This is a genomic window from Thermodesulfobacteriota bacterium (assembly GCA_034189135.1).
Lineage (GTDB): Bacteria > Desulfobacterota > Desulfobacteria > Desulfobacterales > JAUWMJ01 > JAUWMJ01.
Window position 1 is genome coordinate 1 of the sequence record JAXHVO010000048.1, and the last position, 14,021, is coordinate 14,021.

General features: G+C 48.6%; 9 protein-coding genes. 2 read left to right on the plus strand and 7 right to left on the minus strand.

Translation table 11 applies throughout. The annotated features are described in order from the left end of the window. Nucleotides 1–259: 259 nt before the first annotated feature. Nucleotides 260–610 carry a response regulator gene (locus SWH54_06420; GenBank protein ID MDY6790886.1) on the plus strand — a complete coding sequence of 117 codons (351 nt, stop codon included), beginning with the start codon at nt 260–262 and terminating at the stop codon, nt 608–610. A gap of 249 nt (nt 611–859) precedes the next feature. On the opposite strand, the gene SWH54_06425 is transcribed toward SWH54_06420, so the two are convergent. Beyond that, nucleotides 860–2,374: a succinate CoA transferase gene (locus SWH54_06425; GenBank protein MDY6790887.1), complete on the minus strand. Its 1,515-nt coding sequence runs from the start codon at nt 2,372–2,374 to the stop codon at nt 860–862. Between the two features lie 501 nt (nt 2,375–2,875). Further along, complete coding sequence (locus tag SWH54_06430; protein MDY6790888.1) at nt 2,876–4,666, minus strand: methyl-accepting chemotaxis protein; 1,791 nt, start codon at nt 4,664–4,666, stop codon at nt 2,876–2,878. 500 nt (nt 4,667–5,166) lie between these two features. On the opposite strand from SWH54_06430, the gene SWH54_06435 reads away from it, so the two are divergent. Continuing rightward, the gene (locus tag SWH54_06435; GenBank protein ID MDY6790889.1) at nt 5,167–5,976 is read left to right on the plus strand and encodes an alpha/beta hydrolase; all 810 of its coding nucleotides are present in this window, start codon (nt 5,167–5,169) and stop codon (nt 5,974–5,976) included. A gap of 565 nt (nt 5,977–6,541) precedes the next feature. On the opposite strand, the gene fdhF is transcribed toward SWH54_06435, so the two are convergent. The 5 genes from fdhF to SWH54_06460 are packed head-to-tail and all read right to left on the minus strand — an operon-like array spanning nt 6,542 to nt 13,825. Next, nucleotides 6,542–8,602 carry a formate dehydrogenase subunit alpha gene (fdhF, locus tag SWH54_06440; GenBank protein MDY6790890.1) on the minus strand — a complete coding sequence of 687 codons (2,061 nt, stop codon included), beginning with the start codon at nt 8,600–8,602 and terminating at the stop codon, nt 6,542–6,544. Between the two features lie 56 nt (nt 8,603–8,658). Next, nucleotides 8,659–9,465, minus strand: a complete 807-nt coding sequence (locus tag SWH54_06445; protein ID MDY6790891.1) for a 4Fe-4S binding protein — start codon at nt 9,463–9,465, stop codon at nt 8,659–8,661. A gap of 12 nt (nt 9,466–9,477) precedes the next feature. After that, complete coding sequence (locus SWH54_06450; GenBank protein MDY6790892.1) at nt 9,478–9,999, minus strand: hydrogenase iron-sulfur subunit; 522 nt, start codon at nt 9,997–9,999, stop codon at nt 9,478–9,480. Nucleotides 10,000–10,025: 26 nt separating this feature from the next. Further along, the gene (locus SWH54_06455; GenBank protein ID MDY6790893.1) at nt 10,026–13,088 is read right to left on the minus strand and encodes an FAD-dependent oxidoreductase; all 3,063 of its coding nucleotides are present in this window, start codon (nt 13,086–13,088) and stop codon (nt 10,026–10,028) included. Nucleotides 13,089–13,126: 38 nt separating this feature from the next. Continuing rightward, on the minus strand, nt 13,127–13,825 hold the full coding sequence (locus SWH54_06460; protein ID MDY6790894.1) for a response regulator: 699 nt from the start codon (nt 13,823–13,825) through the stop codon (nt 13,127–13,129). Between the last annotated feature and the right edge of the window lie 196 nt (nt 13,826–14,021).

Sequence of the window (14,021 nt, forward strand, 5' to 3'; positions counted from 1 at the left end):
ACGAAAGGAATATCAGGCCTAATAAGCTGATTTCAAATCGATCCCTCTTGATATCGTCACTAAATCGTATTATATTAATTAGTTAGAAGCTTTTATAAAATTTTAACCGGACACTAATGATGACGGATTTATCCATGTTTACAGTGAAAAAGGTGAAGGGGCTACTTTTAACTTCTACCTGCCGGTATCAGAAAAAAAGATCATCAAAGAAAAGAAATTATCTAAAGTTGTATTGAAAGGTTCCGGGACCGTTCTATTGGTGGATGATGAGGATATGATTATTGACATCGGTGAACAGATGCTGAAGAAGATGGGTTATGCGGTATTCCTGGCAAAAAGTGGAAAAGAGGCACTTAAGATCTATGAAAAGAATAAAGACAAAATTGATATCGTCATATTGGACATGATCATGCCGAATATGAGTGGTGGGGATACATTTGACCGGCTAAAACAAATAAACCCTGCGATAAAGGTTCTTCTTTCCAGCGGTTACAGTATCAGCGGACAGGCAACCGAGATACTGGAGCGTGGGTGCAATGGTTTTATCCAGAAGCCATTCGATATAAAACAGCTGTCAATGAAGTTAAGCGAGATTTTGGATGAGAGTTGAGCCCTGCAATATGCAATCCAAGTCACCCATAAAATGATTTATGCTGCCGCATCCTAATATACAGGCTTACTATCTATACTTGCTGCCTGAACACATCAGGATAGAAATGTCTCTGAACTGTTGAATTTTATGGCAATTACTATAATTATCGTTAATTAAAGCAAATCAAAAACTACTATGCTGGTAGATTTAAAGCCTCTGTAGGTTATTTATGTCTGTTCCCATTTTACTCTTGCGGTTTACTAAAATTTAAAAGCGCTCAATTAAATTATTTTTTGAATCGGTCAGCATTGAGCCGAATTCCTGAAAATTTCGATGCAGCTCAAAACAGCTGCCCAGATCATGGGGAATATGACCAACGCGTGCCTCCCGAACATATCTTTCCAGATACGGTTTATAATCAGGATGAGCGCATTTTTCGATGATCAGTTTTGCGCGTTCCACGGGCCCCAGGCCACGCAGATCCGCCAATCCCTGCTCCGTGGCGACAACCTGGACAGAATGTTCGGTATGATCGATGTGGGTACACATGGGAACGACTGTCGATAGTTTACCGCCTTTTACCACCGACGGCGCGGTAAAGATGGAAAGATAACAGTTGCGGGCAAAATCCCCGCTGCCGCCAATGCCGTTCATAATATCGGTACCGAACAGATGCGATGAATTTACGTTCCCGTAAATATCAAATTCAAGGGCGGTATTGATTGAAATCACCCCCAGCCTCCGGATAATGCCCGGATGGTTGGAAATCTCCTGAGGTCGAAGTACGATACGTGAACCAAAATAATCCATATTATCGACAATCTGTTGCAGTTTATCCGATGTGATGGTCAGGCTGGTGGCACTGGCACCAAGGAGCTTCCCAGCGGCCATGATGTCCACCAGGGAATCCTGAAAGACTTCCGAGTACATCATAAACGGCGGTACATCCGGATCAGCCCCCAGAGCGGACATAATGCCGTTGGCTATGTTTCCTACCCCGGCCTGCAAGGGAAGGAAGGTTTGCGGAATACGTCCGGCCTTCATTTCATCCAACAGAAAACGGGTCACATGTCCAGCGATTTTAAGGCCGGTTTCATCCGGCTGAGTAAATGCACTCAAGCGATCCGGCTCGTCATTTTCTACAATACCGATTACTTTTCTCGGGTCCACCTGGGCATAGGGCCACCCGATTCGGGTCATGGGTTCATAAATGTGAATGGGATATCGGTGCGGCGGCGGAGGCATCACGATAATGTCGGCCATTTCTCTCAATCGAGGTGACTGATGCTTGTTAATTTCAATGATCACCTTTTCCGCATATTTTAAATAAGTCGGTGAAGCGCCAATCGATGTGGTTAGGTACACTCGTCCGTCGGGAGTGATTTCAGTGGCTTCCACCACCGCGGTGTTGATTTTCCATAAAAAACCTTCGGCAACGGCCTGCGGCAGGTGCGACAGGTGCATGTCTACATATTCTACCTCCTGCCGGTTGATCTGTTTCCTTAATGCACCACCGGTGTGATAGGGTCCTCGCCAGGCAATGGCGTTGGCCTTTGCCAGCTCTTCATCAATACTGTATCCACTGGATGCTCCGGTGAGCACCCGCACCTTGAAGTTTTTCCCTTTTGCATGTTCTTCAAGAGCACGTCTGGCCAGGGCTAACGGGACGGCTTTTGCCGCCCCAGCAGGAGTAAACCCGCTGAACGATACCGTATCGCCGTTTTGTATTTGGGCGACGGCTTCCTCAGTCGTTAAAATTGGATAATGTTTACCAATGGACAAAATATTTCCTCCCATTATATCTGAACTGATCTGAAATTACGTTTGTTAACCTTGAGTCATTTATGACTGTTTTTGGTGAATGTATATTTGCATACTCTATGCCAAATATAGAAGTGCCGGAAAGTGGAGATAACCCTTTTAAATAATAACTTTTTTTCTAAAGGTAGATTTTTTTCAGGAATGAATTATAAAAGAGTTCGTCAGAATTTTTTACAGGCTGTAAAGCAAATAAGCCGATAAAAAACCATACCATTTTAGGTTTGATTTAATTGATTCGATTTCTATGCAGCAATTTTAAAAAAACCGGATTGAGACTCCATTGATCGTCACGGATGCCTTAACATGTTTTTATCTCCCAGGTTAAGTTCAGAACTTTATAAAGTACTTCCCGCATCCCCGCCTGTTTGCTGCACACAGGCGGGGAGTGAGCAGTCGAAACCCCGGAGGTATGACCCGTCCGCAATTCTAAGGTGAGGCAGGCAGACTTCCTTGGCCTAAAACCTATATCTTCTCCGATATGTTACGATCTTTTTTATTACCACTTACCAGTTGAACCAAATCATCCACCACGGATTTCATACGGCCTGACTGGTCACGCATCTGTCCTGCCACGGAAGCCGACTCCTCCGCACTTGACGCAGTGTGATTGGTAACATTGTCCATTTCTGAAACCGCTGTATTTATCTGCTCGATCCCTAATGACTGCTCACGGGAAGCCTCTGCAATTTCTCCGATCAGGTCCTTCACCTTTGCCGCACTTTCTGCAACCTTGACAAAGGCCTCGTTCGTTCCTGATACGATCTGTGTGCCGTCTCCAATTTTCTTGACCGTATTTTCTATCAGACCGGCGGTATTCTGGGCGGCTTCTGCCGCACGCATGGCCAGGTTTCTCACCTCATCTGCAACCACGGCAAAACCCGCTCCGACTTCGCCGGCCCGGGCAGCTTCCACTGCTGCATTCAGGGCCAGCAGATTGGTCTGAAATGCAATCTCGTCAATGGTCTTTACGATTTTCTGGGTTTCCTTACTGGCACCGGTGATCTCAGACATGGATTCGGTAAGCTGCGTCATGGAGTTATTGGCGTCCTTGACGATCTCATGGGTTTGCTTGACAAGGTGATCAGCCTGGGATGCATTTTCCGCGTTCTGTTTGGTCATCGTGGCCATCTCTTCAAGCGAAGCGGATGTTTCTTCAAGAGACGCCGCCTGCTGTGAGGTAAATTCCACCAGTACCTGACTGGATTCTGCCACCTGCCTTGAGGTTTTTCCGGTGTTGCTTACGCCATTTTTAAGACTGTCGGTGATTCTTATCACCGGCTTTTCTATAATCTGCCACACCATAAAATAAAGGCCTGCAGAAAATACGCCCATAAAAGCCAGACCCAGAACCACCAGAAACTTCAGAAAGAACCTGGACGAAGCATGAATCTCTTCCAGATCTTGAGTAAACACCAAATACCACTCATGGAGAATATTGGCCTTTTTGATATCCACCTTGTGCCCGCAATAAAATTTTTCCCGGGCTTCAAATGATTCGTTAAATTTTATGAACTCGCTGTCTTGGGAAAACAGCTTGGAGGTAATCGGCTGTATTGTTTCCACCACGTCCTTCTTGAGAATCATATCCTTGTTCGGATGTGCAATCAGCATCCCGCGATCATCCACAAAAAACAGGTACCCTGTCTCACCGACTTTGATCTTGTCGATGAAAATCTCCGTAAAATAGCTCATCTGAGGAGCCACCACAGCCACACCGATGAGCTTTCCGCTTTTGGCTCTTACCGGCGCTGAAATGACGAAGATCGGGTTTCCGCGAAGTATACTCGGGTATACCTGGCTGATAAAGAATTTTTTCCCTTCATATACGGCCTTTATATAGCTGAAATGGGGTCCGCATTTTCCTATGGTCTTTCCACCCACGGTATCGGTTAAAAAAGTGCCGTCCTTAATGGTCTTTTTCTTGCCATTGACTTTGACCTCAAAACTTCTTCCGCCCGTCATCTTCACGGCAAGAGGAAGGTTTTCGTAATAGGGAAAACGGTTGTGGATGGACTGGAGATATTCATTGGCCTGGTGAACCACCTTGGGATCTTTCGGATTTGTCAGTGCCTCTATCACCCGAGGGTCTCCGGCAATCATCTGGGCCATACGAACCTGATCGTCAATCCAGTTTACCAGGGCAATGGAGGTTTCTTCCACTGTCTTTTGAGCGGTGACTTCTATGGCCTTCTCCTGGGCCTCAGACTGGATAATGTAAATAACCACAAATAGTATGGCAAAAAATACCGCCATGATTGGCAGACTCCAGGACAAAAATCGGACCAAAGCTTTCTTCTTGTTTTTTGTTTCATTATTATCTCCTTCGGTTTTTTAAATGAGTGAGTTTAGAAATAATCCGGCTGATTGTCAGCTCTTATTAAAGGGATTTTATGGTATCCAGAAATCTATTCGGTTGAATTTGGTAAAAACTTTAGTTTTTTTTGCACAGAATTGATATAGTGGTTGTCAAAAAATGTTTCGTTATCGAAAGGTTTTTTTCTACAACCACCTATACCGCAATTCCATATTTCGGAATATATTGATGGCAAACAGTATAATCGGAAGGTAGTGCCGGAAAGCATTTCCACCATAGACGTTTTTCTGCTACATTGACGACAGCGCCATTGAGAAGTTGGTTTTTCGAAGATCACCCCTTGTTCTTTTCAGTCGTATCAGAAGAAAAAAAGCATGGTTTTTTACATTGCATTTGAATATACTTTTTTAAAGGTCAATAAACTGTCATATATTACATTATGAATTACCACCACTTCAGTCCAAAACGCGATACGGAATATCTAACGGTCAGGGGAAGGTCCCTGGAAGTTGCCTGGCACGGCCCCGGTCCGGATGAAGCCCCCACACTGATTTTTCTGCATGAAGGTTTAGGCTGCGTGGATATGTGGCGGGACTTTCCGGAGAAACTGGCCGATATCACCGGGTGCGGATCGCTTGTTTACAGCAGGCTTGGGTATGGGCGATCCGAGCCATGTGATCTGCCGAGGCCTGTTCGCTATATGCATGATGAAGGTCTTGAGGTTCTGCCGGAACTGATCAAAGCCGCGGGTATACGCAAATGCATTTTAATCGGGCAGTCTGATGGCGGATCGATCGCCCTGATTTATGCCGGAGGAACACCTGCAGCACCTTTGCAGGGTCTGATTACCGAAGCGGCACATGTCTATTGCGAAAACATCAACATCCAGTCTATCAGGAAGGCAAAAGAGGAATATCTGAAAAACAATTTGTTTGAAAAGCTTAAAAAATATCATGGTGTCAATACCGACTGTGCTTTCCGGGGATGGAACGATGTCTGGCTTCATCCCGACTTTCTTTTCTGGAATATTGAAGAGTACCTTCCCGGAATCAATGTGCCCATACTGATCATCCAGGGGGAGAACGATAATTACGGCACAATCGCTCAGGTTGAAACGATTGATAAAAAGACGGGTGGTAGCTCCGAGAAGTTGATACTGGACGAGTGCGGGCATTCTCCCCATAAAGAATGTGAAGATGTCGTATTAGAAGCCATGAAACGATTTATTGAAAAAATTCTTAAACCCTGACATCATCCAGCGTTTCAAAAAGCAGCAATCAGGAGAGTTTTCATCGTTTAAAACGGAATATATTCATTGGGACCAAACAATCGTTTTTCCATCTTGGTTCGGTTCGACCGGGGAATTGCCTATTGGTCCGTTACCAGACTTAACAAATGAGATCGGAATCCTACACGCCCCCTATCTTCTCAGTTAAATCCATGCTGGCAGAAACGATCAACACTGCCGTGGGATTCTGTCCCTTGGGGCTGGCTCAAATCTAATTGAAGTCTGCCTCAGGCAGACCGTACGTTCATTTCTAGACAAGATGGTTTTGTCTGGTAACGGGCCAATAGGCGATTCCCCGGTCGAACCTTAGGTTTCATGCTTCGTTGTGTCCAGTCGGGCAGGAAAATGTATGAAAATGACTATAATACCAATTTTTGTTCTGGTCTGTCCAGGTAAACCTAGGATGTGATTCGACGAAGAACCTGTGGGAGGAGTCCTACGGGTGAGATGGTTAATACTGCGAAATGTATTGAATATTATGGACGATTCATCCCCCTTTTGTGGGCGGAGTGAATCGTCCATTATCTCAAGCCGTGCGAACCTCTTCTTCAAGCTTTCTGATATTGACTGTACTGACCTTGAACTCGGGGATTTTTGCCAGAGGATCGAAAGCCTCGGCATTGGTCAGGACATTGGTCGGGTTTTCACCGAAGTGAATCGGCAGAAACAGATTACCGGGCTTGACGTTTTCACTGATCCTGGCGGGGGCTTCCATTTCACCCCTTCTGGATGAAAGTATGACCATATCCCCTTCCTGAATGTCAAGGGTTTTCGCATCTTCCGGGTTGATCTCCAGGTAACCGGTGCGCTGTTCGATATCTAGCTTAGGTGAGATCCGGGTCATGGTGCCCGTATGGAAGTGGGCAAACATGCGGCCGGTGGTAAGGAAAAATGGGTAGTTTTTATCCGGCATTTCAGCAGGGTGATGATATTCGATGGCATGAAATTTTCCCAAGCCCCTCTTGAAAGCATCCCGGTGAAGATAGGGGGTTCCGGGATGATTCAAGTCCGGGCAGGGCCACTGGAGACCGTCGATGCCCAGTCGTTCATAGGTCATGCCTCCGTAACTGGCTTCGGTCAGAGAGGTCATTTCATTAAAAATGGCTTCAGGGCTTTCGTATTTCATTTCATAGCCCATGGCTGTGGACAGCCTGCAAATGATTTCCCAATCCGCCAGGCTGTCTCCGATCGGTTCAATGGCCTTATGTATGCGCATGCATCGCCGTTCCGAGTTGGTAAAGGTTCCGTCTTTCTCCGCCAGTGACGCGGCGGAAAACACCACATCGGCCACCTGAGCGGTTTCAGAGAGGAAGAGATCCTGCACCGCCAGAAAATCGAGCTCTTTCAAGGCGTGATGCAGGTGATTCCAATCCGGGTCACTCAGCTTTGGGTTCTCTCCGATGACCACAAGCCCTTTTAAACGACCCTCCAGCATGGCCGGGACCATATCGGTAATGGTGAGGCCCGGCCGCTGGGGGAGAGGCACGCCCCAGGCCTGGGAAAATTTATTGATAACCTCCGGATCGGACACCGGTTGGTAACCGGTCAGTACATTCGGCAGTCCTCCCATGTCGCAGGCACCCTGCACATTGTTTTGCCCCCGGAGCGGGTTGACACCGGCAGCGGCAATACCCACATTACCGGTGAGCATGGCCAGGTTACAGCAGGACTTTACGTTGTCCACTCCCGTGACATGTTGGGTAATGCCCATGGCATATAGCAAAGCGGACGGTGAATGGGTGGCATACAGTTCGGCCATTCGTTCCAGGTCTTCAATGGGGACTTCTGTAACGGCAGACACCCTTTCAGGGGTATATGCGGCCACCATTTCCGCCAGTTTGTCAAAGTCTTCGGTGCGTGCTGCAATATAATCCGTCGCGTGCCATTTGTTTTTGATAATGAGATGCATCATGCCATTGAGCAGGGCCACATCGCTTCCCAGCCTGTGGGTCACGGCAATATCTGCGTACCTGGAGAGTTGAATGTTTCTGGGGTCCGCCACGATGAGCTTAGCCCCTTTTTCCTTGGCCCGGAAAATACGCCGGGCAATCAGGGGATGGCAGGCCGTTGTATTGGACCCGATGACGAAAATACATCCGGAATCTTCAATTTCACCGATCGAATTCGTCATGGCTCCGCTTCCAAAAGCTGCGGCCAGACCGGCCACCGTGGAAGCGTGTCAGAGACGGGCGCAGTGATCGACGTTGTTGGTGCCGATAACCGCTCGGGTGAATTTCTGTGCCAGATAATTTTCCTCGTTGGTTATTTTGGCAGACACCAGGACGCCGATGCTGTCCGGCCCGTATGTATCGACAATTTTTTTTAAATTGGTGGCCGTACTTTGAATGGCCTCATTCCAGGTGGCCGTTTGTAACCGACCGTTTTCCCGAATCAGCGGGGATTTCAAACGCATAAAACTGTTCACATGTTCGTGAAGGTTCCAGCCCTTAATGCAGAGCTTCCCCTGGTTCACCGGGTGCGATTTCATCGGCAGGGTCCTTATAATCTTTTCGTTGACCACTTCAAAAAGCACCCCGCAGCCGGTACCGCAGTATGAACAGACCGAAGGGACAAATTTGCATTCCATGATAGTACTCCTTTTATTTACTCATAAAACCGTCCGGAAAATCCAAAACGGCTGATTTATGCAGCTTCCAGCGGCTTGGGTTCCAGAGTTACCTCATCTCCGAGGACACTGAATGGAGACTGGTCCGGATGGGTTCCGGTGTCGTAATCAAATACATCCAGAACGATTTCGTTTGCTTTTCTGTAGAGCAGGTGCAACGGAATATCCACCGGACACGCATCCTCGCACAGGCCGCAGTCAATGCAACGCCCGGCCATGTGCACCGCCCTGACCAGATGGAAGATCGGCACATCCGGTGGCAGCCTGCCTGGTCCGACCAGGTCGGGGTGCTCCAGGCTGCATTCCTTGCAAAAGCAGACCGGGCATATATTCCGGCATCCATAACATTTGATGCATTTCTGGAATTCGTACATCCAGCGACCCAACCGTTCCTCCTGTCCGAAGGCTTCCAGGTCAGCCGTATCCATGTTGCTGTCCAGCCCAACCTGTTTCTTGTAAGACCCGGTCTTTTCCGGTTCCAGGTATGAACAGTCCCCGTGTTGTTTCAAACGGGACGGGCAGCAGTTTACGGTCACGGTTTTGATTTTGTCCCTGTCCAGTTGATTCCAGATATACAGGACATTCAGTGCACGGGTGTTGCAATCCCGCACCAAAAGCCCGATTTTGGCATTCGGTTGTTCGGCGGCAATGTCGGTCGCGATTCCCTCCAGCGGGTAGCGCGACGGTCCGACGATTAGTTCATCGATTTCATCCAGGTTGCTTTTGGTAAAACAGTGCGGAAGCGGGTGGCCCTTTACGGTTTTATAACCGATAAAGATATCAATGGTGCCGTCCTCAAGCCAGAGTTTAACCTTGCTTTTCATATTTTTTCCTTTCTATGCGCACTTAGCCAACCGATCGGTGTGCGGTAAATTTTTCTGAGCCATACCTTTATCGTTGGCCGGATTCATTTGCGGAATTCGACCCTCTTTGGCATGTTTTGCCAGCATCGGCAGAGGGTTTGGTCCAAGGGTTCTGATTTTTTCGGTGAAATCGGTCACCACCTGAACGTACTTTTGAGCTTCTGCGGAAGATATCCACGACAGGTGCAGTCGCCCTCCGAGCCCGATGAGTTTCAGAAGCTCCTGGAGAAAGGTCATCCTTTTTACCGTCATGTAATTACCGTACAGGTAATGGCAATCTCCGACGTGTCACCCGCCCACCAAGACTCCGTCTGCCCCGCTCTGAAGAGCGCGGAGAATGAAATGGGGGGATACCGTGGCCGAGCACATGACCCGAATGGCATGAACATTCGGGGGATACTGCATTCTACTCACCCCGGCAAGGTCAGCCGCTCCATAGGCGCACCAGTTGCAGAAAAATGCGACAATTTTGGGTTCAAATTGATTCTCTTTCACCTTTCACTCCTTTTTCGTATTAAAGTTTAAGCACTCAACCTGCTTTGGATTTGAGCATAGATTTGCTGATTGTTGAATCCCATAAGAACGACCGCTTCGGATGGACATGCGGCCGCGCAGGCTCCACACCCTTTGCAAAGTGCCTCGTTGACCTGAGCCACTTTCTTTTCGCTGTCAAAGTCAATGGCGCCGTAAGGACAGACATGGATGCATCCGAGACACCCGGAGCAAAGCCTTTCATCAATTCGGGATACAAAGCCACCGACCTTGATCTGATCACGTGCCAGTACGGTCAGGGCTCTGGATGCAGCAGCCTTGGCCTGTGCGATGCTTTCGTCTATCGGCTTGGGATAATGGGCCATGCCGCAGAGAAAGACCCCGTCGGTAGCAAACTCAACCGGTTTCAGCTTCTGATGGGCTTCAAGAAGCCAGCCGTCCCCGTCGGTCGGCACCTTAAACATTTGGGCAAAATTCTTATCCTGGTTGGAGACGATGGCCGTGGCCAGACAGAGGATATCCGCTTCGACTTCCAGTTGGCGGCCGATCATTCTGTCCTCAAATGTCACCGTGACCTGCTGGTCTTTCTGTACAACCACCGGCTTGTGCTCCGGTGAGTACCTGAAAAACAGGATGCCCATTTCTCTGGCCTTGCGATAGAGGTCTTCTCTTTTTCCATAGGTCCGAATATCCCGATACAGTATGTAAACATTCATGTCCGGATTTCGCTTTTTCAGTGAAACGGCGCTTTTGATGGTATGGGTGCAGCAGACCTTCGAACAGTAGGGATGCTCTTCGTTCCTGGATCCGACACATTGTATGAACACAACCTGTTGGGCGTTTTCCAGACGCGGGTCGTTGTTTTTGAACAGTTCGTCCATCTCCAGGTGCGTCATTACGGCTGCGTGTTTTCCGTATAGATACTCGTCCGGTTTATACTCCGTTGCGCCCGTGGCCAGTATGGCCACGCCATGTTCGATGGTTGACGGAGAGCCCCCGTTGGATATGGTGGTCTTGAAGTTGCCCACAAACCCGTCTACGGCGTCAATCGAAGTCCCCAGATGAAGGGTGATGGATGAATTGGATTCGACCTGCTGAATCAATTGTTTAACGAATTCACCGATATTTTCGTCTTTATAGGTATGATCAAGCCTTCTGGCGTTTCCACCGAGGACTTCCGATTTTTCGATGAGATGAACCGGATAGCCATGCTCTGCAAGAGAAAGGGCTGCGGTCATGCCTGCCAGGCCGGCACCGGCTACCAGAGCGCTGCGGCTTACCGACAGATCCGTTTCCCACAGCGGGTTCAAAAGGGCTGATTTGGCCACCGCCATTTTTACCAGGGTTTTGGCCTTTTCCGTGGCTGCATCCGGATCATCGGCATGGACCCAGGAATCGTGGTTGCGAATGTTGGCCATTTCAACCAGATACTTATTTAATCCGGCGCTGATCAGTGTTTCCTGGAAAAGCTCCTCGTGGGTGCGAGGCGTACAGGCTGCAATCACAATCCGGTTTAAGTTATTTTCCCGAATAACCTGGGATATTTTGTCCTGGGTATCCTGGCTGCAGGTAAACAGGTTTTCTTCCACATAAACGACTCCGGGCAAAGTTTCCGCATATTTCACCACTTCCGGTACCCGAACGATGCCGCCGATATTGATGCCGCAGTTGCACACAAACACACCGATTCTCGGCCTGATGCGTCCCACATCTTTTTCCGGCGGAATTTCAAGGGTCTTGGTGCGAGTGTCCCGGGCAGATGCCAGCTTTTCGGTCGCCGCACAGGCCGAGGCGCTGGCTTCCATCACCGACTGGGGAATATCCTTGGGCCCGGTGAACGCGCCGCAGGCGTAAATCCCCGGCAGCGTGGTCGATACAGGTGTGAAAGAGCTTGACTCGATAAAACCGTATTGATCGAGGCCGATGCCGATTCGGTTGGAAAGCGCCTTTACATCGGGTGGGATCTCCAGTCCGGTGGACAAAACAACCATATCAAAGGTTTCCGTTTTTAGCGTTCCGTCCTCTTCCACATATCGAAGCTGCAAATCGTCTGTGCCGGGCACGGGCTCCACGGTGTGTATTCGTGACGGTATGAAGCGTACCCCGCTATACCTGGCCTTTTCATAGTAACGATCGAAATCCTTTCCCTGGGTTCGCATATCCATGTAAAATATCGCACAATCCAGGGGTTCACCGGCATGTTCTTTGGCCATGATCGCCTGCTTGACGGCATACATGCAGCAAACGGACGAGCAATATCCATTGCCGCATCGGTTTGCCTCTCTGGATCCGACGCATTGCAACCAGGCGATCTTGCTGGGATGCTTTTCCGTTTGTTTTTTGGTCTGTTTGCTCGAGGGCCGCAACAGATGTCCCCCATAGGGTCCGGTTGCAGACAGGATACGTTCAAATTCCAGCGAGGTGACCACATCAGGTCGGTTGCAATATCCGTAATTATCTGCCAGAGCCGGGTCAAAAGACTTGAACCCGGGGGCCAGGATGATCGATCCGACATTCAGCGAGATGGTCTTTTCCGTGTCGTCGAAGTTGATGGCGCCGGACGGACAAAATTTTTCACAGGCCCTGCATTTTCCCTTTTGAAGATAAATGCAGTTGTCCGCATCGATGGCATATTTTAAAGGCACGGCCTGGGAGTATGGCACGTAGATTGCCTTGCGTTTGATCAGTTTTTCGTTATAAACGTCATCCACCTTTTTGGGACACTTCTCTGCACACATGCCGCAGGCAATGCATTTATCTGTGTCCACATAGCGCGGATGCTGAACAATGGTTACCGAAAAATCGCCCTCTTCACCCGAAATTTCTCCCAGTTCCGCCAGGGTGAGCAGTTCAATGTTGATATGCCGGCCGACCTCGACCAGTTTGGGGGCGAGAATTCACATGGAACAATCGTTGGTGGGAAAGGTCTTATCCAATTGGGCCATGGCCCCACCGATTGCCGGTGATTTTTCCACCAGATAAACAAAAAATCCCGCGTTCGCCATGTCCAGCGCTGCCTGCATTCCGGCGATGCCGCCTCCGACCACCAAAACCGCTCCCTGTAAATCCTTTTTTATATGGGTGTTACTCATGTCCTTTCTCCGTTTTTCATGATTGAAAGTAGTCTGTTCTACCACACTTCGCGTTCAAGCCGCTTGAAAATAAACATCAGCTGTTTCTGGGTGAGTTCACCGACTCGGTCGTTAATCCACTTCAAGTCACCGGAGATAATGGCGGCTTTTGCCTCATCGGACAGATGATACTCCTCAAGGGCTTCCGAGCCGTTTTCCATCAATTCCGTCCAGAATGCTTCGTCTTCTGCGGTCCGGTTCAGGACTTTGATCACCTCGCGCTTCTGGATTAATTTTTCTTCCTGGCTTTCTGCGGCTGCAACCTGTTCCGCTTTCCCGGCCTTTTTTTTGTTTTCCAGCGCCTTGCTGACTGCGGTTTTGATTTCGTCTTCGGTAAACGGTTTGGGCAGATAGTCATACACTCCTAGTTTCATGGCATCGACTGCCGAGTAGACACTCGAATACCCGGTAATTACGACCACCTCTGTTTCCGGCCGTTTGGCCTTAACCTGCTTGATCACCTCGAAACCGTCGATATCCGGTAGCCGCAGGTCTGCAACCAATAGATCGAAACCGTTGCCGAAAAACGAATCCAGCGCTCCTTGCCCGGTCATGGCCAGGTCTACCTGATATCCTTCTTCGGTCAGCACCATCTTGAGACCGTTGGCGATGCTGCGCTCATCCTCCATTAAGAGAATATGGGGCGGCGGCATTTGGTGTCCCTGCTCGCTGTTCATCGCAGTATCGATTGTTTCCATGGTATTCCTCCTTTTTTCATGGTAATAATGGAACTATATTCACGTTTCGAAATTATAGGAGAGCAAATTCCGTACCAAAGAAACCTGTGAGCCGATAAAAAGAAAGATATACCGTATTTGTTATAATATAAGATAGTTATAAGCATAGTATGATTTTCGCATCATGATCGCCCAAGTACAGAGTATATAGGGAAAT

Coding starts and splice junctions, on each gene's coding strand:
- SWH54_06430 (MDY6790888.1), bottom strand. CDS start 4,666: ATGGCGGTATTTTTTGCCATACTATTTGTGGTTATTTACATTATCCAG.
- SWH54_06460 (MDY6790894.1), bottom strand. CDS start 13,825: ATGGAAACAATCGATACTGCGATGAACAGCGAGCAGGGACACCAAATG.
- SWH54_06435 (MDY6790889.1), top strand. CDS start 5,167: ATGAATTACCACCACTTCAGTCCAAAACGCGATACGGAATATCTAACG.
- SWH54_06445 (MDY6790891.1), bottom strand. CDS start 9,465: ATGAAAAGCAAGGTTAAACTCTGGCTTGAGGACGGCACCATTGATATC.